This is a genomic window from Hyunsoonleella aestuarii, from assembly GCF_006148925.1.
GTDB classification, from domain to species: domain Bacteria; phylum Bacteroidota; class Bacteroidia; order Flavobacteriales; family Flavobacteriaceae; genus Algibacter_D; species Algibacter_D aestuarii.
Window position 1 is genome coordinate 613614 of record NZ_VAWB01000001.1, and the last position, 23815, is coordinate 637428.

General features: G+C 32.5%; 24 protein-coding genes. 8 read left to right on the top strand and 16 right to left on the bottom strand.

What is annotated here, in order from left to right; all coding sequences use genetic code 11:
- Positions 1 to 7 precede the first annotated feature (7 nt).
- From FEF17_RS02970 to FEF17_RS02985, 4 genes are all read right to left on the bottom strand, one after another.
- Positions 8 to 1654 (bottom strand): sodium:solute symporter family transporter, encoded by a 1647-nt coding sequence (locus FEF17_RS02970; RefSeq protein ID WP_139000882.1) that lies wholly within the window; start codon positions 1652 to 1654, stop codon positions 8 to 10.
- A gap of 4 nt (positions 1655 to 1658) precedes the next feature.
- Entirely contained in the window at positions 1659 to 2270 is a 612-nt protein-coding gene (locus FEF17_RS02975) for a GNAT family N-acetyltransferase (RefSeq protein ID WP_139000883.1), read from the bottom strand.
- 3 nt (positions 2271 to 2273) lie between these two features.
- Positions 2274 to 3575, bottom strand: coding sequence for an MGH1-like glycoside hydrolase domain-containing protein (locus FEF17_RS02980; RefSeq protein WP_139000884.1), 1302 nt, complete (start codon positions 3573 to 3575; stop codon positions 2274 to 2276).
- Between the two features lie 86 nt (positions 3576 to 3661).
- Complete coding sequence (locus FEF17_RS02985; RefSeq protein WP_139000885.1) at positions 3662 to 6334, bottom strand: TonB-dependent receptor domain-containing protein; 2673 nt, start codon at positions 6332 to 6334, stop codon at positions 3662 to 3664.
- 124 nt (positions 6335 to 6458) lie between these two features.
- Here FEF17_RS02985 and FEF17_RS02990 point away from each other — a divergent pair, with 124 nt between their 5' ends.
- The 4 genes from FEF17_RS02990 to FEF17_RS03005 are packed head-to-tail and all read left to right on the top strand — an operon-like array spanning position 6459 to position 9797.
- The gene (locus FEF17_RS02990; RefSeq protein WP_139000886.1) at positions 6459 to 7481 is read left to right on the top strand and encodes a LacI family DNA-binding transcriptional regulator; all 1023 of its coding nucleotides are present in this window, start codon (positions 6459 to 6461) and stop codon (positions 7479 to 7481) included.
- A 51-nt stretch (positions 7482 to 7532) separates the two neighbouring features.
- Entirely contained in the window at positions 7533 to 8327 is a 795-nt protein-coding gene (locus FEF17_RS02995; RefSeq protein ID WP_139000887.1) for an undecaprenyl-diphosphate phosphatase, read from the top strand.
- 1 nt (position 8328) lies between these two features.
- Positions 8329 to 9021: a tRNA pseudouridine(55) synthase TruB gene (gene truB, locus FEF17_RS03000; RefSeq protein ID WP_139000888.1), complete on the top strand. Its 693-nt coding sequence runs from the start codon at positions 8329 to 8331 to the stop codon at positions 9019 to 9021.
- A 53-nt stretch (positions 9022 to 9074) separates the two neighbouring features.
- Complete coding sequence (locus FEF17_RS03005) at positions 9075 to 9797, top strand: hypothetical protein (RefSeq protein WP_246046776.1); 723 nt, start codon at positions 9075 to 9077, stop codon at positions 9795 to 9797.
- Here the strand turns inward: FEF17_RS03005 and FEF17_RS03010 are convergent.
- Positions 9781 to 10398 (bottom strand): thioredoxin family protein, encoded by a 618-nt coding sequence (locus FEF17_RS03010; protein WP_139000889.1) that lies wholly within the window; start codon positions 10396 to 10398, stop codon positions 9781 to 9783. The genes FEF17_RS03005 and FEF17_RS03010 overlap by 17 nt on opposite strands.
- A gap of 108 nt (positions 10399 to 10506) precedes the next feature.
- Between FEF17_RS03010 and FEF17_RS03015 the strand changes: the two genes are divergently transcribed.
- Positions 10507 to 11073: a DNA-3-methyladenine glycosylase I gene (locus FEF17_RS03015; protein ID WP_139000890.1), complete on the top strand. Its 567-nt coding sequence runs from the start codon at positions 10507 to 10509 to the stop codon at positions 11071 to 11073.
- On the opposite strand, the gene ppk2 (FEF17_RS03020) is transcribed toward FEF17_RS03015, so the two are convergent.
- The 6 genes from ppk2 (FEF17_RS03020) to FEF17_RS03045 all read right to left on the bottom strand — a co-directional run bounded on the left by ppk2 (FEF17_RS03020) (position 11070) and on the right by FEF17_RS03045 (position 16188).
- Complete coding sequence (ppk2, locus tag FEF17_RS03020) at positions 11070 to 11894, bottom strand: polyphosphate kinase 2 (RefSeq protein WP_139000891.1); 825 nt, start codon at positions 11892 to 11894, stop codon at positions 11070 to 11072. The genes FEF17_RS03015 and ppk2 (FEF17_RS03020) overlap by 4 nt on opposite strands.
- Before the next feature lie 6 nt (positions 11895 to 11900).
- Complete coding sequence (gene ppk2, locus FEF17_RS03025) at positions 11901 to 12749, bottom strand: polyphosphate kinase 2 (protein ID WP_139000892.1); 849 nt, start codon at positions 12747 to 12749, stop codon at positions 11901 to 11903.
- A 57-nt stretch (positions 12750 to 12806) separates the two neighbouring features.
- Positions 12807 to 13433 carry a leucyl/phenylalanyl-tRNA--protein transferase gene (aat, locus tag FEF17_RS03030; protein ID WP_139000893.1) on the bottom strand — a complete coding sequence of 209 codons (627 nt, stop codon included), beginning with the start codon at positions 13431 to 13433 and terminating at the stop codon, positions 12807 to 12809.
- Positions 13433 to 14809, bottom strand: a complete 1377-nt coding sequence (locus FEF17_RS03035) for a short-chain fatty acid transporter (protein WP_139000894.1) — start codon at positions 14807 to 14809, stop codon at positions 13433 to 13435. The genes aat and FEF17_RS03035 overlap by 1 nt, the downstream gene beginning before the upstream one ends.
- Positions 14810 to 14914: 105 nt before the next feature.
- A complete protein-coding gene (locus tag FEF17_RS03040; RefSeq protein WP_139000895.1) occupies positions 14915 to 15292 on the bottom strand; it encodes a DUF3127 domain-containing protein in 378 nt (125 codons plus the stop codon).
- A gap of 26 nt (positions 15293 to 15318) precedes the next feature.
- Positions 15319 to 16188: a flavin reductase family protein gene (locus FEF17_RS03045; protein WP_139000896.1), complete on the bottom strand. Its 870-nt coding sequence runs from the start codon at positions 16186 to 16188 to the stop codon at positions 15319 to 15321.
- Between the two features lie 120 nt (positions 16189 to 16308).
- Here FEF17_RS03045 and FEF17_RS03050 point away from each other — a divergent pair, with 120 nt between their 5' ends.
- The gene (locus FEF17_RS03050) at positions 16309 to 17463 is read left to right on the top strand and encodes a sensor histidine kinase (RefSeq protein WP_139000897.1); all 1155 of its coding nucleotides are present in this window, start codon (positions 16309 to 16311) and stop codon (positions 17461 to 17463) included.
- A 2-nt stretch (positions 17464 to 17465) separates the two neighbouring features.
- Positions 17466 to 17816: a hypothetical protein gene (locus FEF17_RS03055; RefSeq protein ID WP_139000898.1), complete on the top strand. Its 351-nt coding sequence runs from the start codon at positions 17466 to 17468 to the stop codon at positions 17814 to 17816.
- Here FEF17_RS03055 and FEF17_RS03060 read toward each other — a convergent pair.
- Both FEF17_RS03060 and greA read right to left on the bottom strand, forming a co-directional pair.
- On the bottom strand, positions 17811 to 18200 hold the full coding sequence (locus FEF17_RS03060) for an HIT family protein (protein WP_139000899.1): 390 nt from the start codon (positions 18198 to 18200) through the stop codon (positions 17811 to 17813). The genes FEF17_RS03055 and FEF17_RS03060 overlap by 6 nt on opposite strands.
- A 4-nt stretch (positions 18201 to 18204) precedes the next feature.
- Entirely contained in the window at positions 18205 to 18678 is a 474-nt protein-coding gene (gene greA / locus FEF17_RS03065) for a transcription elongation factor GreA (protein ID WP_139000900.1), read from the bottom strand.
- A gap of 171 nt (positions 18679 to 18849) precedes the next feature.
- Here greA and FEF17_RS03070 point away from each other — a divergent pair, with 171 nt between their 5' ends.
- Positions 18850 to 19278 carry a hypothetical protein gene (locus FEF17_RS03070; protein WP_139000901.1) on the top strand — a complete coding sequence of 143 codons (429 nt, stop codon included), beginning with the start codon at positions 18850 to 18852 and terminating at the stop codon, positions 19276 to 19278.
- A 49-nt stretch (positions 19279 to 19327) separates the two neighbouring features.
- On the opposite strand, the gene FEF17_RS03075 is transcribed toward FEF17_RS03070, so the two are convergent.
- From FEF17_RS03075 to FEF17_RS03085, 3 genes are all read right to left on the bottom strand, one after another.
- A complete protein-coding gene (locus FEF17_RS03075; protein WP_139000902.1) occupies positions 19328 to 21577 on the bottom strand; it encodes a TonB-dependent receptor in 2250 nt (749 codons plus the stop codon).
- 277 nt (positions 21578 to 21854) lie between these two features.
- Positions 21855 to 22262 (bottom strand): alternative ribosome rescue aminoacyl-tRNA hydrolase ArfB, encoded by a 408-nt coding sequence (gene arfB, locus FEF17_RS03080; protein WP_139000903.1) that lies wholly within the window; start codon positions 22260 to 22262, stop codon positions 21855 to 21857.
- A complete protein-coding gene (locus FEF17_RS03085; RefSeq protein WP_139000904.1) occupies positions 22262 to 23815 on the bottom strand; it encodes a DUF4301 family protein in 1554 nt (517 codons plus the stop codon). Before FEF17_RS03085 ends, arfB begins: the two co-directional genes overlap by 1 nt.

Genomic DNA, 23815 nt, shown 5'->3' on the forward strand with positions numbered 1-23815 from the left:
AAATGGTTTATCCGAATAAGGTTGGAATAAAATAACTAAAAATAACAATCGCGATAAAAAATATTATTAAAATATAGACTTCTTTTATCATGAAATCTTCTTTCTTAATAGCTATGTTGAAATTAGAAATCTTTTTCACTTCAACATTTTTAGTTAAAGCACTAACTAGATAGGCAACAACTAAGGAAATAAATACTCCTGTAAAATTTAACCATATCCAAAAGATATGAACTCCTAGGTCAATTCCAAACAGTTCTTGAATAGTTTTAGAAAAAATCAAGTTAATTAAAACAGCTAGAATTATACCTGCATTCATTCCAACATGATTTACCTTTTTCGAAAAGAATGCTAGAAAAAATGTCACCAATACTGGTCCATAAAAAACAGAGCCAATAGCATTAATAATCTCAATAACAGCACTTTTACTTCCTCCAAACAAAAAGGCACTTGCAATACAAACAGCTCCCCAAAAAACAACTGATGCTTTTGAAATTACCATATATTTTTTATCAGATAGTTTTTCTTTGCCTCTGTTAAAAAAATCTTCAACGGTAACTGCCGAAAGTGAGTTAACCGTTGAACTTAATGAAGACATTGCAGCAGATAATATTCCAACCATTAAAATACCAATAAGTCCATGAGGTAAATATTTTATAATAAAGACAGGAATCATTAAATCTGGTTTCATACCATTTTTTGCGAATTCTTCTGGGAAATACTTTTGTGTTGTATTTGCTATTTCTTGTAAAAAATCTGGAGCTAATGTTACTAAGCCTCCTATTACTAATCCCATAACACAATATATTAGTACAACTGGGAATCTTAAAAGCCCATTAGCAAGTAATAGTTGCCTAATGGTTTTCTCGCTTTTGGCTGATAACAAGCGTTGCGCTTGGGTTTGATCACAACCATAATAAGATACATATAAAAAGAATCCACCTATTACCATGGGTAAAAAACCATATTCCTTTCCTTCTCCAATACCTAAATTAAAATCGATGACTCTTAAACGATCTGGGTTAAATCCTTCGGCTAAACCACCGTGCTCCTGTAAAAGTGACCACCCAAAATATAAGCAGATAATTAATCCCACAAATAAAATAATCATTTGTATAGCATCTCCCCAGACAACCGCTTTCATACCTCCTTGCCAAGAATAAATAATTGTAATAACACTAATAATTAAAATTGTATACACAAAATCTATATCTAAAACAGCCTGTAAAATAATGGCGATTGTATATACCATAACACCCGTTGCTAAAGCACGACTTAATTGAAAAACAATACTTAAAACCAATCGTGTTGAAGGGCTAAATCGTTTTTCTACGAATTCATATATACTAACAACACCAGATCGAAATAATGGTGGAATAATTACAATCATAATAAATATCATGGCCAAAGGAACTGCAAACTCAAAGGTTAACCATTTCATTCCTCCTCCGAGCTTTATTCCCACAAATGCCGGCGCAGATATAAAACTAATAGCCGACAATTGCGTTGCCATGGTTGATAAACTTAATGGGAACCAGCCCATGCTTTTCCCTCCTAAAAAGTAATCCTTGGAATCTTTATTGTCCTTAAAAAAGAAGCCCATGCCCAAGAAAAATATAATGTAAAATATGACGATACTATAATCTAGCCAATTCATAATTTTAATTTTTAATATTAGTTAGTTTATGCTTTAATTCTGTCTTTACTTTATCAAACCATTCATTTTTTAAAATGCTTAGCAAAATAATATCTGCTCTTCCATTTCCTTTTAAATCTGGAATATAATTACGTAAAACACCTTCTTCTTTGCACCCCACACTTTTCATTGCTGCAATGCTTACTTCATTTCTTATATGTACTCCAAAGCCTATGCGCTCTAATTGTAATGTTTCGAATGCAAATTGAAACAGTACAAACTTGCAATGCTTATTTAAACCAGTACCCCTATGCTCATTACCAAACCATGTATGTCCAAGTTTTATAGTTTTCAATTCTGATGAATACTCATAGAATCTTGTTGTTCCTGCATATCTATTTTTTAATTTATCAAAAATTATAAAAGGATATTCCTGTTTAAAATTCCTTTTATTGATGGTTTTTAAAACATATTTTTTTAGTTTTTCAATTCCATTACCTTTCTCAAGGAAATAGGTCCAGAGGTTTGGTTCTTCAGAAATGTCTAATAAGGACTTTACATGTTCAACTTTTAAAGGGATTAATTTAACCCGATCATCTTCTAAAATATAGTTTATTGAAAAATCTAAATCAGGCATTTTTTATCCTTCAAGCAAATCAATCAATAAAGCCGCACTCCAAGAAAAGTTATTTCCTCCATAGCCTGCCTTACCATTATTATGCATTTCCTTTCTTGAATCGAAATACTCATAAAACCCATTATTTTGTAACATATCAATAGTATCTTGTTTAACGCGCTGAGCAATATCGTTGATTTCATATTTTTTTAAACCATTATAAAGCATCCAATTAAGGTTTATCCAAACCGGACCACGCCAATATTTTTTTGGATTAAACCTTTCGCTTGTTGGATCGAAAGAAGCACATAAATACTGGTGCTCCCCACCAAATTTTTTCAACATAACCTCTACCATAGCATTTGCTCTTTCTTCATCAGGAATTCCTGCAAATAATGGAGAAAATGAGGACGATGATAAGAACTGAAGTGGTCTTTCATTACGCAAATCATAATGCACGTAGGCTCCAATTTCTTCATCAAACAGTTTACTATTAAACGATTGAATACTCTTTTCTTGCCATTTTTTAAGCTGACTTACCTTTTCGTGTTTTCCAAGCTTTTCGTATAAATAGATCAAGCTTTCATTAGACTTAATAAGCATTGCATTAAAGAGAGGATCTTGTACTAAAAATGGAGATAGCTCAGCTATCTTTGCATCACTATAATTATGCTCTTTGGCTATATCAATAATATACAAATAATGATCATACTCTCTTTTAGATGGTCTTTGGGAGGGATCTACATGTGTCGTGTCTCTTCTCTCAAATGTGTATTCTGGAGGGTTCATGGTGTCCCAAATATCATCCCAAATAGGAGAATTATCGGTCCCCGATTCCCAATTATGGTAGATATAAACTAAACCTTCATTATGAGGGTCCCGATTATTATAAAAGTACTGATGATTAAAAAACACCTTATCAATTGTGCTTTCAATGAATTTTAAAGTTGCTTTCTTGTCCTTACTTATTCTATAAATCTCTTCGAGTACAAAACCAGTTACAGGAGGTTGAGTCATTCCTGTTGAGTTATATTTTTTTGAGGATTGAGGGTGTAAGTCTGAACGGTGAAAATCTGGCCCTGGAAAGTAAGAATCACTCTCTGAATGAAAAATGATATGTGGAATAAAACCGTTTCCCCATTGTGAATCAAGTAAAGTTTTTATTTCGGTTTCTGCCTTTTCCATATCGAAATGCGCCAAACCTATAGCTATTAATCCAGAATCCCAAAACCATTGAAAAGGATACAATTTAGCACAGGGTATGCTAAACCTACCTCTCCAGTTATTTTCAAGAACTTCAATGGCTTTTTTATATAGTTCACTCATGGTTTCATTTTATTATTCTTTTAAAAAAACTCATCACTTACAATTAGCAGTAAGTGATGAGCACTAAACAAACTAATCAAATATGATTAAAAATTAAACGTAGCTGTTAAAAAGAAACGTCTCGGTAAAATTGGTCTACCAAAGAAAAACTCTGCGTCTCCTTGCTGATTAATATTTCTAGGATCTCCTTCAGTTACTCCTTCATCATCAAATAAATTGAATATTGAAAATCCAAGTCTTAATGTATCGTCACTATCATTATCACCAATATTAAACATGTATCCAGCGCCCAAACGACCAATTGTAATAGCATCTAACTCAACCGTATTATTATCTGCTGCAAATTTACTTCCAGTATGGTTAAGTGAAAATAAGGCATCAAATTTGCTATTATCAAAATACACACCCAATGTTCCTAGGAAGTTAGGCTGTCTTGCTAATTCATTTCCTTCGTCGGCTGTTGTAGTTGTGTTAGCTACCAAATCGGTTCTTTCATTTTTAGTAATCTCATGAGCTTGGTAGGTTGCAGAACCTCTTAAACTAAAGTTATCTGCAAATACCCAATCATAAGTAGCCTCTAAACCAATGGTTCTTGTACTTTGGTCTGATCTAAACAAATCAACTAATGTTCCATTACTAAAACCTTGATCTATTTTAATTCTATCACTTAACCCAACGTAATATGCAGCGATAGACCCTTTTAATTTCTCTGTACCAATCTTAGCTCCTGTTTCAAATTGTATAATTCTTTCTGAATCATATTTACTACCCGTAATACCAGTTGCAATAGGAGCGAAACCTCTTATTTGAGGGAAAAAGAAACCTTTAGAAAAGTTGGCATATAAATTAACCTTATCATTTAATTTATATAAACCCGCTAAAGAAACTGCCCAATCTGTAGCACTTACATTTGCTCTAGTAAAACTTCCATCAGCAAAACGAACGTTGGCCAATTCTGGTGTTAATGTAGCATCATCATATATTTGAGTCTCAACTATGTTACCATTATTAAAAGTCCCTTTTGTATTTTCAATTCTAAATCCAACATCAAAACGCCATCTGTCAAAAACCATCTCATCTGTTAAATAAAATGCCGATTTATTCTGAGATAAAAATCTGTTAGAAGTCATACCTATTCTATTATATAGACCTCCTTGTGAAAAAGTAACATCATTTCCTCCTGCATCAATATAACTTAAATTTACCAATCTTGGATTATTGTTGAATTCAGATAAAACACGATATTGGTAGTTCACGTCTTCAGCTTCAGTTCTTGCTAAAAAGAATCCCCCAGTAATATTGTGAGTTCCATTTGTTACCTCCAGTGTTTTAGTTAAAGATGCTTCTCCAGAATAATCAGTCATTGGACGCAATCTATCAATATGTAGATTATCTACAACCAAATCAGAGCCATTAATATCAGTAGAATTTCCTTGATATTGAGCACTAAATCCTAAATTCCCAGGAGCAATATTATCTACATACTCGTTTAATGTTATTGGGTTGTTGTTATCTCCATTACCACCAACATATAAAGCAAAGTTATGCTTGTAATTTGCGTATCTTATTTTAGAGCGTAATTTTAAATCGTCTGAAAAGTTGTAATTGAATTCACCCATTAAGTAACCCCCTTGTGTGGATACGCCATCTTCTATTGGGCTTTCATAAACACCTCCAGCTGTTAAAAATGACGTATTTGCCAGCTCACCTGACAACAGTTGCTCAACTGAATCACCATCATTACCTGCGATTCTTTTTCTATTTCCGTCTAGCGGTAAAGGCATAATGAATTGTGCATTATCATTAATAAATTGTCCATGAACTGTAAAAGATCCATTTTCAAACTTCTTTTTTATATTGGCTCTAAATTGAACTCCTTTAGTAGGTAGACCTGTATCAATAGGCCCGTCATCTTTTCTAATAAAACCAGTTAACGCATAATATGTATTAGAATCTTCGCCTCCAAGTTTTCCACCTGTGTAAAAGTCTGTTTTTAAACGACCTTTGTCCGCCCATTCCACATTTATAATATTTTCTGGATTTGAATCTCCAGTTTTACTTGTGTAATTAATAATCCCAGCAACTGATCCAGCACCATATAGAACTGCTGCACCACCACGAACGAATTCAACACCTTTAAATCCAATATCTGGTCTTGCATAAACATCATGTGCAGAAGAGTTTAATCCAAACGTACTCATTAATGGCATTCCGTCATATTGTAACGGATTAAATACATACTGTCCACCAGAAGGCAAACCTCTAACAAATACATTTGAAGCCGTTTCACCACCACCACCTTCAGCAGTTATACCAGGAATACTTCTTAGTATATCAGCTTGACTATTTGCAGAAAGTTTTGTTATTTCTTTTTGCTTGAGCGAACTAATAGACATTGGCGTTTCCTTTTGCGATCTAAAAGTGGCTGATGCTGTTAAAACGACCTCATCTAAAGAGTTGCCTCCCTCTTGCATAACAAGAGTTAAGATAATAGGAGTGCCATCTAAAGTTATAGATTGCTCTTGCGTTACAAACCCTAAATAAGATATCTGTAATGTTTGTGCTCCACTAAGACTAGTAGTGAAACTAAAATTTCCATCGAAATCTGATGTAGCTCCAGAAGTACTTTCTAATATAAGAATATTAGCTCCTGTAATTGGGACACCTGAATTATCCTTAATAGTTCCTGAAATATCCGTTTGTGAAAACATTGCAGAAATGCTAAATAGGCATAATAATGTTAAAATAGTTTTTCTCATTTTGTTTAAGAATTAGTTAATTTAGGATAAATCTATAATCGAATACATAATAAAAGTGCTATAATTTTATCATATTTGTATGCAAACGATTGCGGGAACGTTTGTTTTTTACTAAAAATTATTTATGAAGAGAGAAGTTACCACCTTAAAAAAACTAGCACAGGAATTAAAATTATCTACTTCAACCATTTCTCGTGCTCTAAACGATCATCCAGATATTAGTGATTTAACAAAAGATAAAGTGAAAAAATTAGCATCCGAACTAAACTATGTACCAAATATTTTCGCAAAAGGATTCAGGCAACACAAAACAAATATTATCGGTGTTTTAGTTCCTAATATCACCCATTATTTTACAGATACTATGTTAAGAGGTATTTTGGCTGAAGCCTCCGCACAGGGATATAAAGTAATAATTTCAGAATCAAACAATGATATTATTAAACAAACGGAAATGCTCAACACCCTATTGCAGTTCAATGTCGATGGCATTTTAATGTCCATATCTAAAATGACAAGAAGTGTTGATAGTATTTTAAACATTATCGATAAAATACCATTAATACTTTTTGATAAAGCGTCCAATAAAATACCTTGTTCTCAAATTGTTACTAATGAAGAAGAATCAGCTTATAATGCTATAGAACATCTTATAAATATTGGAAAAAAGAGAATAGCAATAATAAAAGAATCCGAATATTCATATACTTCTGAAAGACGATATGCTGGTTACATAAGAGCTTTAAAAGAACATAATCTACCCATAGACGAAAAATTAATAATTAGTGTGGATGATATTTCTTTAAAACAAGGTAAACGTATGACTAATTTATTATTAAGCATACAGAATAGACCAGATGCTATTTTTTCTATAACCGATAGCGCCGCTATTGGTGTTATACAAACATTAAAAAAGTTTAATATAAAAATTCCTGAAGAAATAGCAGTAGTTGGTTTTAGCAATTCCAGTCATTCAACAATAATAGAACCCAATTTAACTACAATAGACCAACCAGGCGAGCGAATTGGGACTACTGCGGTAAAATATTTGATAGAAGAAATTAACAATCCATCTGAAACAATAAGTATTAAAACCATAGAAATTAAAGGAACCCTCATTATTAGAGACTCAACTTTTAAAGCTTAATTTTTTTGAATTAAATAATTGTTACTAGGTCTATTTTAATATTTTTGCCGGATGGATATTATTGATTCAATTATTCTTGGCATTATTCAAGGACTTACCGAGTTTTTACCAGTTTCTTCAAGCGGTCATTTAGAATTAGGGAAAGCCATTCTTGGTGATAACTCAATACCAGAAGAAAGTTTGCTTTTTACAGTAGTTCTGCATTTTGCCACAGCTTTAAGCACCATTGTTGTTTTTAGAAAAGATATTTTTAATCTTTTTAAAGGTGCCCTAAAATTAAAATGGAACGAGGATCTACAATTTATTTTCAAAATTGGAATTTCAATGATCCCTGCCGTTATTGTTGGACTTTTTTTTGAAGAACAATTAGAAGCTCTATTTGGTGGTAATATATTACTAGTAGGATGCATGTTAATTGTTACTGCCGCCCTACTGTTTTTCGCAGATAAAGCTAAAAACACTAATAAAAAAGTATCCTATATAAATGCCTTTTTTATTGGTATTTCACAAGCTATTGCCATGTTACCAGGAATTTCAAGATCGGGGGCAACCATATCAACCTCTGTATTGTTAGGAAATGACAAAACTAAAGCTGCACGTTTCTCCTTTTTAATGGTTGTACCACTAATTTTTGGTAAAATAGCCAAAGATGTTTTAAGTGGAGATATATCAATGGAAAGTCAAAATTTCACTGCTCTGTCAATTGGTTTTATAGCGGCATTTATTGCTGGTTTGTTCGCTTGCACATGGATGATTGCTCTGGTTAAAAAAAGTAAACTAACTTATTTCGCAATCTATTGCACTATTGTTGGTCTTATTGCAATTATATTTTCATTATTAAATTAATATGAAAACTGCCGAAGACTATCAATCTGGTCAAATACTTTTAATTGACAAACCCTTAAATTGGACTTCCTTTCAAGTTGTCAACAAACTACGCTGGGAAATAAAACAAGCTTTTAAAATAAAAAAAATTAAGGTCGGTCATGCTGGGACTCTAGATCCATTGGCAACTGGTTTGTTATTACTTTGCACTGGCAAAATGACTAAGCAAATAGATTCGTTTCAAGCACAAATAAAAGAATACACTGGCACATTTGTTTTAGGAAGTACTACACCTTCTTTTGACTTAGAAACAGAAATCGATGAAACTTATCCAACTGAACACATTACTAAAGATTTAATTAAAGACACAACCCATCAATTTATTGGTGAAATTAAACAATACCCTCCTGTTTTTTCTGCAATTAAAAAGGATGGCAAGCGCTTATATGAATTTGCGAGAGCTGGTCAAGATGTTGAGATAAAACCTAGAATAGTTCGTATTACTACATTTGAAATTACAAAAATTCAAGGACTGAAAATTGATTTTAAAGTAGTTTGTAGCAAAGGGACTTACATTCGTTCTTTAGCCAACGATTTTGGAAAAGCATTGCAATCTGGAGCTCATTTATCGTCGCTACGACGTACCAAGATAGGTAATTTTAATGTGAATGATGCCATTAGTATTGAAAGCTTCATAACCTCTCTAAAAGTCTAATTTCTATATTTTTACGTATCTTTCGTGTAACATTGCTATTAATTTAATTGGATTTGAGCCTAACAGATCAACATAAAGCCCTGCTTATTACGCTTCTAATTTCTGGAACGATTATTCTTTCTGTCTTTAATTTAAGTCTTAAAAAGCAAAGCGAATTTCTTTCTGAAAGTTATTATGAAGTTGAGCCAGAAGAAGAATTAACTGAAGAAGAAGTTAAACTCCTCGAAGCTCTAGAAAAATTGAATGCTAGTAAAGCAGAAACCAACAACGCTTTTAATGAAACCAAGCAAAGCAAACAGTTTGCGCAAGCCTACAAACCAATTGCTCCTCCCGAAGATTATGAGTACCCTAAATCAAATGCAGATAATTTAAATGATGGTAGGAATCATGAAGCGAAAAAGCATGAACCAATAGAGCCTGCCATAGATAAGGATAAGTTATCTTCTTTTGATAAGGTAAATGATTTACTCAAGCAACAGCAAGACGATGGAAACAATGCAAAAAGCACTATTAGTTTCTCCTTAAAAGACAGAACAAAAGTTCATATCCCAATTCCTGTTTATTTGTGTGAGAATGACGGTAAAATAGTAGTTAACATAACGGTTGATGCAAAGGGCAGCGTTATCGACACTTACGTTAACACGTCCTCAAATTCTTCAAACGAATGTTTAATTGAACACGCCCTGGAATATGCTAAAGAATCACTATTTAGTGCCGACGCTTCAAAACCTTCACAAATTGGCTCAATTACTTTTTATTTTATTGGCAAACATTAGGTTTTAGTTCGCACAACATTTCGGTAACATCTTCAATAATATTTTTTCCTTTATCCTTATTGTACCAATGTTGTAAATCTTCTTTAAACTCTGGAGTTAATTTTCCATTCATAGCTTTAAAACGATTTACATAACTTGTCGCTTCACTTGGTCTGGGTCCGAAAGTATCAACGATCTCACTTGTTTCGTTATCAATCATAATAAGCTTTGGAATCGCCCTGTTGCCATCTGTTAAGAAAGTATCCATTAATTCAGGGTTTTCATCTCGAAGCACCAATTTTAAGTCAATATTTCCAGTAAAATCGGCTATCTTATTTAATACAGGAATAACGTGTGCTGCATCACCACACCAACTCTCAGTTAAAACTAACCATGTAGTCTTCCCGTCAAAGGATTTTAAACGATCTTTAGTTTCATCAGAAAGCTTAACCGTCTTATCCCAGCGCTTCATGCGTCTATCGTTAAGTTTGGTGTAGTTGGCCAAAGCCTCAGTTTTTTCATTTCCAGTAGTAGAATTTTCTTCAACCAATTGTTTAACCAAATCTTTATACTCCCGATAAGACATGGCCTTTTTCAAACTTTTATCAATAACTAGATTCATAATGCTGTTTTTTTTGAAGTAAAATATCAAGCTCCAAAATTAGCATCTTGACATTTTAATTAAGATGATATTTGTCATACTTTTACTTTAAACCTTACTATATTAAATATGGATACTAAAAAAAGATGTGGCTGGTGTCTTGGCGACCCTTTATATGAAGCTTATCATGATGAAGAATGGGGCGTTCCTGTTTATGATGATGATACACTTTTTGAATTTTTGATACTAGAGACTTTCCAAGCAGGCTTGAGTTGGATAACTGTACTTAGAAAGCGTGAAAATTTCAAAAAAGCCTTTGATAATTTCGATTATAAAAAAATAGCAAATTACAAGCAAGATAAAATAGATAGCCTATTACTAGATGCAGGAATAATAAGGAATAAACTAAAGGTGAATGCCACAATTACAAACGCAAAGGCCTTTATGAAAATACAAGACGAATTTGGGGGTTTTAGCAAATATATTTGGGGGTTTATTGATGGCAAACCTATAAAAAATGCTTTAGAAGATTACAGAAAAGCCCCCGCTAACACCCCGTTAAGCGATACTATTAGTAAAGATTTAAAAAAGCGGGGTTTTAAATTTGTTGGCACTACCGTAATTTATGCTCACATGCAAGCTACAGGTATGGTTAACGACCATGAAGTTAAATGTTTTAGATATGATGAAGTTTAATCAATTTCTTTCTCTTCAATTTCAATATGTTCTATCACCTCTTGATCTTTTGGTTTATAAGGCATAATATCTAAAAGGTGCTCAATAGCTTCTACTCTAGCTTTTGTCTTCTTATTAGCTTTTATAATAACCCAAGGTGCAACTTTAGTATTGGTTACTTTAAACATTTTCTTTTTGTAGTAGGTATAATTATCCCATAGTTCCAATGCTTTTTGGTCTACTGGACTGTATTTCCATTTTTTCAATGGACTTGTTTTTATATCTTCAAAACGTCTTTCTTGTTCGTCTTTTGAAATTGAAAAATAAAATTTTACAAGTCTCATACCCGATTCAGAAATCATACGTTCAAATTGATTTACTTGGCTCATAAATATCTCATATTCATTTTTAGAACAGAACCCATTAACAGGTTCTACAATAGCTCTATTATACCAGCTTCTATCAAAAAAAACAATCTCGCCTTCTCGAGGCAATTGGTTTATATATCGTTGGAAATACCATTGTCCCTTTTCTTCAATTGTAGGCTTTGGTAATGCGACAACTTTAAACTCTCTAGGATTTAGGTGTTGTGTAATTCTTCTAATTGCACCACCTTTTCCTGCCGCATCACGTCCTTCAAAAATGATAACTATTTTTTCTTTCTTTTCCTCAACCCAATGTTGCAGTTTTATTAATTCTTCTTGCAAGGATTTTAGACGTGATTCATAATTTAAATTTCTTAATACTTTAGAAACAGAAATATCATCATCTATTAAAAATTGAACAATTCCTTTTTTAGAATTCAATTTGTTTAAATCCTTTGAAGTTATAGTATTATTCATAAAAATCTAATCAATTTGTTTAATCATCCTATGGTAACGCTGCACAATGTTAGGGTCTGGTAGTAGTGTTGTTCCAGAATTTCCCTTATTTTCATATTTAAATTTAGACAGTACATAGCGCATACTTTCCAAGCGAGCTTCTTTTTTAATATTAGTTTTAATGATAATCCAAGGACTAAATGTAGTATGTGTTTTACTAAACATTTGTTCTTTATAGTAGGTATAATCATCCCAACGTTTTTGGCCTTCTTGATCTACTGGACTAAATTTCCAGCGCTTTAAAGGACTTTCTAAGCGAGAATTAAACCTTTTTATTTGTTCTTCTTTAGAAATAGAAAACCAAAATTTGATTAAAACAATTCCGTCTTCATAAAGCATGTGTTCAAACTCTGGAACTTGAACCATAAATTTATCGTAATCCTCTTCACTACAAAACCCCATTACAGGTTCTACTACTGCTCGATTATACCAGCTTCTATCGAAAAAAACTATTTCTCCTGGATTTGGCATTTTTTTAATGTAGCGCCTAAAATACCATTGCCCTTTTTCAACGTCTGTTGGTTTTGTTAAAGCAACAACCCGCATTGAGCGCGGATTTAAATGCTCAATAAAACGCCGAATAGAGCTGCCTTTACCCGCTGCATCTCGCCCTTCAAAAATAACACAAACACGTTTTTTGTATTTTGCAACCCATTGCTGTAAATCAACTAATTCTGCTTGAAGTTTCTTTAATTCAATTTCGTAATCAACAGTTTTTAGCAAATCAGCAACTTGCTCTTCAGTTTTATGCTCCTTTAGAATTTTTATAAACTCCGCTTTGGCTTTAAACTTTTTAAAATGTTCTAATGTTAGCATATTACAAATTTATCATACTAATATTATTAAAATTCATAATAAAAAATATGATATTTGTCAGTACAAATATTTTAAAAAATCTTGCCTAGAAATCTCCTCTGCTCCTAAACTTTCAAGATGAGAAGTATAAACTTGGCAATCTATTAATTTATAATTCGAATTCTGAACAAAGGATATAAACCCAACTTTACTAGCATTACTTTCTTTTGTGAACATGCTTTCTCCACAAAACACACCATTATTAAGATCTACACCATAGAGTCCTGCAATTAGTTTATCTTGTTGCCAAACCTCAACAGATTTAGCATAACCCTGATGATGTAATTCTATATATGCATTAATCATATCATCCGTAATCCATGTTCCCCGTTGCCCTCTTCGTTTTGCAACGGCACATTCAGTAATAACATCCTCAAAAGCTTTATTAAAAGTTACACTATAATTTTTATTTCGTAATATCTGATGCATACTTTTCGTAATCTTCAACTTCTCAGGAAATAAAACAAATCTAGGATCTGGTGACCACCATAAAACAGGAAATCCAGTTTCATACCATGGAAATATGCCTTTTTTATAGGCAAGTAACAAACGGTCAATTGACAAATCCCCTCCTATTGCCAGCACCCCTTCATCTGTGGCTTCTCCTAAGTCTGGGAACCATAACTCTTTTGTTAAATAAACCATTAAAACAGTATTAATCCAGAAATGAATACCACAATACCTAGCATCATTAATATTAAAGTATAGGGTAAAATTTCTTTAGCCTTCAACTTGGTAATACCTAAAAGCGGCAATGCCCAAAACGGTTGTAACATATTAGTTACTTGATCTCCATATGCTAATGCCATTATAATTTTAGGTAGAGGAACTCCTAATTGCAATGCAGATTCTATTATAATTGGCCCTTGAATTGCCCATTGACCTCCACCACTAGGAACAAAAAGATTAACCAAACCTGCGCTAAAAAAAGTAAAAATAGGCAGGGTGGATTCTGTTGCAACAGACACAAAGAAATCTGACATCATGACCACCATTCCTGAAGATTTCATAATGCCCATAATACCAAAATACAAAGGAAACTGTATAAGTATTCCAGAAGTTCCCTTTATAGCTTCCTGAACTGCTTTTAAAAAATTATTGAAATTTTTATGAAGTAAAACGCCCAATGCTAGCATGAAAAAATTTAACATGTTAGGTGTTATTTGTAATGAGATTAAATTTCCCCAGTACTGATAGAAAAAAGCAATTAACAATATCACTCCAAAACCTATGCCCAAAACAGAGGAAAAATCTAGTTTTTCAGCTCCATTAATGGCTTCAACTGGTTTTGAGTTAAACTTATAAACATCTAAATTAAAATTAGTAGATTCGGTTACCTTGCTAAGTCTTTTTAATACCAAAGGAACTAGAACGAGTAACATTCCAAATATTAATATATTACTCATACTAAAAATTGTAACGTCAAAATTAATACTCCTTGGTATTTGATTAAGTATTTCAGTAGCGGAAACACCTTCCATCAAATCTTGGATATGATTATTTTCTGCTACCTTAATTGGAGCAGACCCACTAATACCTCCATGCCAAACCATTAAACCACCGTAACCAGCAGCACCAACTAAAGGATAATTTAAAGGAATATTGTGTTTCTGGGCGTGTTCTCCAACTTTACGAGCCAAAATTGCACCAAATATTAGCCCTAGACCCCAATTTAAAAATGCCATGAGCATAGTAGTAACACTTACCAAAACTACTGCATCTGAAGTGTTTTTAATATTCTTAGACAAAGCAATAATTATTTTGTTAACAGGTACACTAAGCACCAAAACATGACCCAGTACAAGAATTAGCATCATCTGGTAGGCAAACACTAAAAGCGCGTTATTCCAAATACCAGACTCCCAAAACGACAAAATCTCTAATAAATAAAGACTATCTCCTTTAGGTTCAGTAAAAATGAGCGCCAAAACTATTGTAATTAGAGTTAGCAAAATTGCAATAGTAAATGGCGAAGGCATAAACCGTTTAAAAAAAACTTCGATGGATTTCGTAATCTTCATACTGGAAAAATAAGTCATTTTCTAAACAAAAAAAACCTCAACGTAAATATTACGTTGAGGTTTTACATAAAATGTAAAGACCTACTGGTTTCTTAAAATATTTAATTAAAAAGGCAAATCGTCGTGATCATCTTCATTTAAATCACCCGCTGGCTCAAATGCATCCATTGGTGGTACTGGTGGTAAGTTCTCTCCTCCAGCTTCGCTTTGAAGTGCTTCAATACGCCATCCTTGAATAGAGTTGAAATACTTGGTTTCACCTTGTGGGTTTACCCATTCTCTACCTCTTAAATTGATATTTATTTTAACCTGTTGCCCAACCTGATAATTGTTTAATAAATCTGTTTTATCTTGAACAAACTCGACCATAATATGTTGTGGGTATTGTTCTTCTGTAGTTACAACAATTTCTCTTTTTCTAAACCCATTAGCACCAAACGTTTGAGTTTCTCCAATCACTTTAATTCTTCCTTGAACTTCCATTTACTATAATTTATATTTATTTAATTCTAACTTAATACTATTTTTAAAGCACTATCTACATCTCCAAAACTCAAATAATTTTGAGCTAATTTATGTTTTTCTCTATGTGTCGCATTCTTAATATTCGGGTATTTCCCACCAACATCTTCAATAAAAGCTTCTACACTTTCTTGAGAGGGTAAAACTTCAACATTTGCTAACATTCCTAAATCATTTCCAGTTAAAATCATACTATTCTTAACATGGTCTGGCAAAGCATCCACACCTATTCCTAGTGTTGATAATGGCTTTGGTATTTCAAAAAAGCCCTTATTTGCACGACTATAATAGCTTCCTCCTGCTCGAGAAACCAAATCTAACTTCTCTTGATTAATAGCTCCATTTTCATCTAAAACGTCCTTACTAATATGAAATTTCACTATTTCGCATATGATTAAATTTCCCGCTCCTCCTTCTGTTCCTAATTTAACAATCTCATTGACTTTACATTCAAATTGAACTGGAGATTCTGCTACTCGAAAAGGTTTTACTAAATCCGATTTTAACATTGTTAAACCAGCCTTTTCAAATTCATTTACACCTTTGTCATATTCAGTACTACTTAATGACATTTGATGTACTAAATCGTAATTAACAACATTTATAACCACTTCCTTTGTAGCCTCTGCATTTATTAAAGTATGCTTAACAGTATTATCTCTCACACGACGCGCAGGAGAAAATATCATAATTGGTGGATTAGCACTAAATACATTAAAAAAACTAAACGGCGATAAATTAGAATTTCCATCTTCATCTATGGTACTTGCAAAAGCAATAGGCCTTGGTGCCACTGCAGACAACAAGTAACTGTGTAATTTTCCCGTAGCTAAGGCTTTAGGATCAAATGAAGTCATACCCATGTTTAATTTGAACAAATGTAACTATAATGGTATATAACTAAAAACCGATTTACTAACAACTTACACAATAATATTAACAGATTTGCATTATATTACATGTAAAAATTACCGCCAATGATTTTCATAAAGTATAAGAATTCTCTTCGATGGATAATGATTGTAGTATCCTTTGTTATTGTTTCTCTTATATTATGGAACACTTACGAGTTTTTTCAAAACTTTAAAGAAGAAGAGCGTGTAAAAATGCAAAATTGGTCTTTTGCTCAAAAGGAGTTAAATAAAACTTCCGATTTAAACACAGATATAGGCGAATTACCCATAGAAATTTTGCAAAGCAACAAGACAACTCCAATGATTATAGTCAATCAAGATGGGAGTTATGAAACCAACAACATAGAAGAAGAAAAAGCAAAGGATTCTATTTATATTAAAAAGCTCATTTTAAAATTTCAAAACGAATACAGACCAATTAAGGTTATATACAATAATGAAGTATTATCGACTATTTACTATGGAAACTCGCCTTTATTAAATAAATTAAAATATTATCCCTTAGCACTACTACTCATAATCTTTCTCTTTGGTGCGGTTATTTATTTTTTCTATACCAGTAACAAAAATGCCATTCAAAATAAGTTATGGTCGGGTATGGCCAAGGAAACCGCACACCAAATTGGCACACCCTTATCTTCTTTAATTGGTTGGACTGAAATTTTAAAAAGTGAAAATGTAAATCCAAATTATATTTTTGAAATTGAAAAGGATATTGACAGACTTCAAACGATTACAGAACGCTTTAGTAAAATAGGGTCTACAACTAATTTAGAACCACTCGATATTGTTAAAGAAACGATTGATTCTTACGATTATTTAAAGTCAAGATCATCTAAACTGATTGATTTTAATCTTTCAATACCAGATGATGCGATTATAGTCAACCTTAACAAACAGCTTTATAGTTGGACCATAGAAAATCTGGTTAAAAATGCCATTGACGCTATGAAAGGACGGGGCAAACTTACTGTTGAAATTACTCAATTAGAAAACAACGTGAAAATTAATGTTAGTGACTCCGGAAAGGGTATTTTAAAGAAGAATTTTAATAAAATTTTCGAGCCTGGTTATACTACAAAAAAGCGAGGATGGGGTCTTGGTCTTTCATTAACCAAACGAATTATAGAAGATTTTCATGATGGAAAAATAAGAGTTTTACATTCTGAAAAAGACAAAGGCAGCACCATTCAAATTAGTCTAAAACGTGCCACTTAGTTATGTCTGAAAGATTGGTAAACATAAAAGAAGTAGGCCTGAAAAATAACTGCCCCGAATGTTACAGTACAGATGGTTTGCACTTAACTTTTAAACAAAAAATCGTTGAAAATAAATATTACAAATCTATTACCAAAGAAGTCATTCATGAACTAACCTGTAAAACTTGCGACTCTACTATTTATCCTGTTCAATGGAACGATGCCATTGAGCGTGTTTTTGAATATCAAAAAAGAGCTTTTGTACCTAAGAAAGCATCTACTTATTTAAAGCGATCGTCCTGGATAGTTGGTGGTGTAATAACCTTAGCTATTTCTATAATCGTATTTTTAATACTATATGCTGAACTATAGATTATCCTTAATAGCCTTAGCAATCTCTTGAAATTCTTCTGGAGTTAAGTTTACCTTTTTAATAAATCTAGCGTCTTCCATTGATTGTAAGGGAATTAAATGCACATGCGTGTGAGGTACTTCTAAACCTATCACACTTACTCCAATTCGTTTACAGGGAATTACTTTTTCTAATGCAATGGCTACTTTTCTTGAAAATGACATTAGCCCGTTATAGGTAGCTTCATCCAAATCAAAAATTTTATCAACTTCCTTTTTAGGAATACAAAGTGTATGTCCTTTTGCATTTGGATTAACATCCAAAAAAGCCAAAAAGTCATCCGTCTCAGCAACCTTATAACAAGGTATTTCTCCCTTAACAATTTTTGTAAAAATGGATGCCATAATTTTATCTTGAAATTTCTATAATATCAAATTTCATTACACCATTGGGCACTTGAATTTCTGCAACATCACCAACCGATTTCCCTAATAAACCTTTTCCTATTGGGGAATTAACAGAAATTTTGCCTGAAGCTAAATCTGCTTCACCATCAGCAACTAAAGTATAACTCATCTCCATACCATTAGTTTGATTTTTTATTTTAACCTTAGATAAAACTAATATCTTCGAGTTGTCTAATTGCGATTCATCAATAACTCTAGCTCCAGCTAATGCTTCTTCAAGTTTTGAAATTCGCATTTCTAGCATCCCTTGAGCCTCTTTAGCAGCATCATATTCAGCATTTTCGCTTAAATCTCCTTTATCTCTGGCTTCTGCAATAGCTTTTGATGCTTTTACACGTTCTACGTCCTTTAGCTGCTTTAATTCTTCGCGTAATTTTTTTAATCCTTCAGGTGTATAGTACGATACTTTACTCATAACTTCATCGTTTAATTAACAAAAGATGCTGAAAACAGGTATCGAAAAACCGATCTTAGAATTCAGCAAATAAAAAAATCCCGTTCGCACGAGATTGTACAACAAATATACAAAATATTTAAAGCAATTTGCTTTTTGTTGTAAATTGCACTTTAAATTTTAAAAGATTATATGAGGTATTTATTCATATTTATTGGAATTGTTTTCCTTGTCTCTTGCAGCAGCAATAGACAAGAAAATGAAAATTGCAGATTTCTATTTGACACCGTTGTTAATCAGGATATTAATCTAAGTTTCCCTACATATAATGAATTACAATTTCCTGGCAACTCAGTTAAAATTAATAACATAGGTAATGGTGGGGTAATTATTGCTTATACCGGAGCTGATTATTTTGCATGGGATGCTGGCGACCCAAACCATGTTTTTAGTGCTTGTTCTTCGCTTCAACCTTCTGGCTTAAATGCCACTTGTGGTTGCGAAGACGGCAATGAATATAGCCTAGTGACCGGACAACCATTGAATGATGGCAGCCTACAATGTGGTCTCAGAAATTACCGAGTGACGAAAAATGGAAACACCCTTATAATATCAAATTAAAAAGCATAGTTGAAATAAAACAACTATGCTTTTTTATAATATTCAATCTTTAAAATTTAAGTGTTGCACCAACTAGGAAATTGGTTGTTGCTTGTGGGTAATATCCAGCTCCTTCAATAGTGGTTATTGTTCCTGGGGTTGAAAAATCATCATCAAAGGTATAGTAGTACCCGTTAGAACTATAGGTTTCTCCAAAAATATTATTAACCAATCCAGTTAAAACAATAGATTTAAAAATAGATTTTGTTTGAATTTCGTAAGTTATATTGAAATCGTTAACAAAGTAACTACCTAATTTTGAGGTTTGGGAATCCGTATTGCCCATAAATTGTTCTCCAACATATTTGCTTAAAAAAGATAACTGTAAGCTTTTTCTCGGTTGAAAAACTAAAGTATTTGCCGCAACAAATTCTGGAGAGAATGAAATATTTGTTTCTCCCAAATTCTGTAAAACACCATCTCTTTGAAAAAATGTGTCCTTATTTTTATTTGAACTTATGGTAAAATTGGGTTGAATAGCAAATAGTTTTGATAGTTGTAATGCTGCATCAACCTCCAACCCTAATCTATAACTCTTTCCGCTATTAGTCCTAATTGGTCCACCCGAATTATCTAATGCTCCTGATAAAACCAATTGCTCGTTATAAAGCATGTAATAAGCATTCGTACTTATTCTTAAATTGGGACTATTATGCCTCCAACCAAGTTCAAAATCGTTTAATTGTTCAGGTTTGATATCCGGATTATTCTCAAAATCCCCCCGACTTGGTTCGCGATTGGCTCTTGCATATGAAAAGTAAAAACTATTTTTATTATTTAAAGTATAGGTAATCCCAGCCTTAGGATTCAAAAAGTTATAGTTCTCATCAATATTGAAAGGTTCCACATCTGAGTTTTGTCCTGTAATTTTATAATCTAAATTTCTTATTTGCAAATCGCCGAACAAACTCACTTTATTATTTATACGATACGTAGATTTTGCAAACACGCTGACGTCAGTTTTTTTACCATTTCCATTGTAATACCGATATCCTTTATCAATTTGATTAGCATATTCAGCCCAAATAACTTCACCAAAATGATCGCCATTATAATTACTATATGATGCTCCAAAAGACATATTGAATACATCACTTTTATAATTTGCACTGGCATTAACAACATAAAAGTCGTTATCCAACCAACGACGTCTTAAATAATCCATCGCATCAATCGTTTCTCCATTTACACTTATTGGCGTTAGTCCTAAAAAATCGAATGATGCATCTGGAGAGAAATATATATTTGAATACAAATAATTATCTACATATTCTTCAAAAAAACCGCGTCCATAGGTATAGTTTAAACCAAGATTCGTTGACCAATTATTGTTGTAACGCTCATTCCAATGTAATTGATAGTGATCTTGTTTATAATCGTCTACTTGATTATCATAATAGTCTTCAAAATTTCCAGAATTATCAAATTTAATTCCTGCAATATTAAACCTTCTATTATCATCAATATTTGGATTTTCTCCTATAAATGAAATCGTCCCAGGGTCGAAACCATACCAAGATTGATAAGTTACCTCAGCTCCACCAAAAGCCAGAGCTTTAATTAAAGTGTTATTATCGACATAGGCAGCTTGTAAAAAATAGGATTTTAAATTAGATGTTGCTCTATCAATATAACCATCAGAATTAATTTGAGACAAGCGACCAGATATTTCTAAGTGATTATTTAATAAACCCGTGCTAAATTTTACAGTATGTTTTCTAGTGTTAAAACTTCCAAAGCTATTAGAAATTTCACCAGAAGCTTCGTTAGAAACAGCGTCCGTTAATATATTTAAACTAGCTCCAAAAGCTCCAGAACCATTGGTAGATGTTCCAACTCCTCGTTGCAATTGCAAATTTTCGACCGATGATGCAAAATCGCCTAGATTAACCCAAAAGGTCCCTAAAGACTCAGCATCATTATACGGAATACCGTTGATGGTAATATTGGTTGATTGTGGACTAACCCCTCGAACACGAATACCAGTATAACCAATTCCTGCACCGGCATCGCTGGTTGTGACAACAGAAGGTAAATAGTTTAGCAATATTGGAATATCTTGACCTAAATTACGTTTGGCTAAATCTTTCTTAGATACATTTGAATGAGTAATTGGTGAATCTGAGGCCACACGCACCGCTTTAACTAAAACTTCATCTAACTTTTCTGTTCGTGTAGAATCCAATTGGACTTCATTTTGTTGTGCTTTTACATTTAAAGTAAATACAAGCACCGTTAAAAAAAGAAATAAATTTTTCATATCGATTAAATAATCATAATCGAATAAAAAGAGGTCATTATTCTTTGTCGTTAATAAACTTAATTTTTGAACGTTTGTAAGTTTTTAAAAATACTAAAGCATTTTTCTCACTCACTAAAAATGTCCTGAGGACATTTATTGACGTTCGCTTTCCTAAACAGCATTACCTGTTCTAGGTTCAATGGGTATGATCTCAGCCGATTTAGGCACCCCTTTTTTGAGAACGCTGCAAATGTAAGAACGAATAACGAATTATGAGTACGTTTTTTCAATAATTTTATTCGATATCTAGCTTTTTCCTATTTGCCTTTTTCTCGGAAGAATTACGTTTATTTTGTAATCTCTTTTCTTTTACTGATTTTGGAACCTTTGTTTTCTTTCTACTTTTTGGAACTTCGAGAGCTGTCTTTAATAAATCGAGAAACCTATGGATTACAATGTCTTTGTTTCTATGCTGACTTCTACTTTCTTGGCATTGTAAAATAAGGAGTCCTTCCTTTGTTAATTTATTTCGAAGGTTTTTGCAGATAAGTTCTTTTTGTTCTTCTTCAAGAACAAGTGAATTCCGTAAATCAAACAAAAGCTCAATCTTTGAAGATACTTTATTAACATGTTGCCCACCACTACCCGAACTTCTTATAGCCTTAAAATTGAGCTCTTTTAATAATGCTTCTTCATTAAACATTACAAGAATTGATGTGGTGATTTTAATAAATCGTTAACCGTTTTCACAGGATTGAATGTCATTAGAGGTACTTCAATAAAAATAGAATTCCAATGTGCCATACTTCCATTCCATAATCCAGGTCGCTCTAACACTTTAATTTCTTGGTCTAAAATTGACTTATTTGTAACAAAATTTGCATTGACATCTACATATTCTTTTAAATCAAACAATTCACCCCTATAATTTTTTATACCACAAACAAAATCTGTTGGATTGAAATGTGTGGCATTCCTTACTATTTGTTTTTGATCTTCACTGCTAAAATCTATTTGAGCAAATTCAACTACTTGTATGGACGCATTACCATCTTTATCCTTTACCCAAAAAGGCCCTCCACCAGGTTCTTTTTCATTTTTAACGATACCGCCAACTCGAATCGGTCGATTAAGCTTATCTTTTAAATAATCTATTTTCTGATTTACGGTAAATTTCTGAAATTTATCAATGATTATTAGATTAAATCGATCTCTTAGAAACTCAGCTATTAAATTACAGGTTTCGTCTTTTACGTCTTCATTATCAAGTATATGTAAAAATTCAAAAACATCTTGCTGTGCTTCAATTAATACACCTGCTAATATCTTTTTATATTTAGCTAATTCTTTATGATGTTTAGAAACAATAACATTATCTATATTTTTAATAAAAATTAAATCGTGGTCTAAACCATTTAGATTATCCAATAACGCTCCATGACCTGATGCTCTAAATAGTAATTGCCCATTTGAATTGCGATAAGGCTCATTATTAAGAGTTAGTGCGATGGTATCAGTTGATTTTCTTTGGTTAGAAAATGAAATATTAAAAGCTGCTTGCGTATTTTCTTCAACATCCTCCTCTATGTATTTAAATTCTTTGTCAAATGCTTTATTATGTTTGGGAGAAATGGTAAAATGAACATTAGCTACTTTATTAGAGGAAGCGTATAAAGAAGCCTCATATAAATGCTCTTCAAATGCGGTTGCTATATGATACTTATATCGATGAAAAGGGAGTAGTCCTTTTGGAAAATCACTATAGTTTAATCGATCTTTATCAAGCATGGTTTTTATAAACTCAACACGCTTTTCATCATAAGAAAGCTCATTAAAATTAGGAACTACTTTGTGCACTTTATGCACTACTTCTTCAAAAAAAGGAAGTTTTTCTAGTCCCGCAAAAAATACAGCAAGTCCAGAACCTTTATTTTTATTTATATAACCATTTATTGTATCTCGTGATACATTAAAATCGGCTAAAAATTTAAATAAGAATTTAAACATTCTTGTTGCAGCACCAGAAGCCGGAACAAATTTTATTAAGGACAAACTATTTCTCTTGTCTTCAAATACTTGAATGTAATGATTCTGTTCATTACTATCAAACCTAAGAATTCCATTTCCAATAGAAGCTGCTTCAGTTAAATTAGTAAAAGACATTCCTCTTTTAATAGTTTCAATCTGTTCACGAACCTGTTCTAAGGTTAAATCATGATTTTGAATTTGCTCTATGTCGTTATCTGTAAAATTCAA

Coding starts and splice junctions, on each gene's coding strand:
- ppk2 (WP_139000892.1), bottom strand. CDS start 12,749: ATGCTAACATTAGAACATTTTAAAAAGTTTAAAGCCAAAGCGGAGTTT.
- FEF17_RS02975 (WP_139000883.1), bottom strand. CDS start 2,270: ATGCCTGATTTAGATTTTTCAATAAACTATATTTTAGAAGATGATCGG.
- FEF17_RS03035 (WP_139000894.1), bottom strand. CDS start 14,809: ATGAAGATTACGAAATCCATCGAAGTTTTTTTTAAACGGTTTATGCCT.
- aat (WP_139000893.1), bottom strand. CDS start 13,433: ATGGTTTATTTAACAAAAGAGTTATGGTTCCCAGACTTAGGAGAAGCC.
- FEF17_RS03070 (WP_139000901.1), top strand. CDS start 18,850: ATGAGGTATTTATTCATATTTATTGGAATTGTTTTCCTTGTCTCTTGC.
- FEF17_RS03075 (WP_139000902.1), bottom strand. CDS start 21,577: ATGAAAAATTTATTTCTTTTTTTAACGGTGCTTGTATTTACTTTAAAT.
- FEF17_RS03050 (WP_139000897.1), top strand. CDS start 16,309: ATGATTTTCATAAAGTATAAGAATTCTCTTCGATGGATAATGATTGTA.
- arfB (WP_139000903.1), bottom strand. CDS start 22,262: ATGTTTAATGAAGAAGCATTATTAAAAGAGCTCAATTTTAAGGCTATA.
- FEF17_RS02995 (WP_139000887.1), top strand. CDS start 7,533: ATGGATATTATTGATTCAATTATTCTTGGCATTATTCAAGGACTTACC.
- FEF17_RS02970 (WP_139000882.1), bottom strand. CDS start 1,654: ATGAATTGGCTAGATTATAGTATCGTCATATTTTACATTATATTTTTC.
- FEF17_RS03015 (WP_139000890.1), top strand. CDS start 10,507: ATGGATACTAAAAAAAGATGTGGCTGGTGTCTTGGCGACCCTTTATAT.
- greA (WP_139000900.1), bottom strand. CDS start 18,678: ATGAGTAAAGTATCGTACTATACACCTGAAGGATTAAAAAAATTACGC.
- FEF17_RS03055 (WP_139000898.1), top strand. CDS start 17,466: ATGTCTGAAAGATTGGTAAACATAAAAGAAGTAGGCCTGAAAAATAAC.
- FEF17_RS03010 (WP_139000889.1), bottom strand. CDS start 10,398: ATGAATCTAGTTATTGATAAAAGTTTGAAAAAGGCCATGTCTTATCGG.
- truB (WP_139000888.1), top strand. CDS start 8,329: ATGAAAACTGCCGAAGACTATCAATCTGGTCAAATACTTTTAATTGAC.
- ppk2 (WP_139000891.1), bottom strand. CDS start 11,894: ATGAATAATACTATAACTTCAAAGGATTTAAACAAATTGAATTCTAAA.
- FEF17_RS02990 (WP_139000886.1), top strand. CDS start 6,459: ATGAAGAGAGAAGTTACCACCTTAAAAAAACTAGCACAGGAATTAAAA.
- FEF17_RS03060 (WP_139000899.1), bottom strand. CDS start 18,200: ATGGCATCCATTTTTACAAAAATTGTTAAGGGAGAAATACCTTGTTAT.
- FEF17_RS03045 (WP_139000896.1), bottom strand. CDS start 16,188: ATGACTTCATTTGATCCTAAAGCCTTAGCTACGGGAAAATTACACAGT.
- FEF17_RS02985 (WP_139000885.1), bottom strand. CDS start 6,334: ATGAGAAAAACTATTTTAACATTATTATGCCTATTTAGCATTTCTGCA.
- FEF17_RS02980 (WP_139000884.1), bottom strand. CDS start 3,575: ATGAGTGAACTATATAAAAAAGCCATTGAAGTTCTTGAAAATAACTGG.
- FEF17_RS03040 (WP_139000895.1), bottom strand. CDS start 15,292: ATGGAAGTTCAAGGAAGAATTAAAGTGATTGGAGAAACTCAAACGTTT.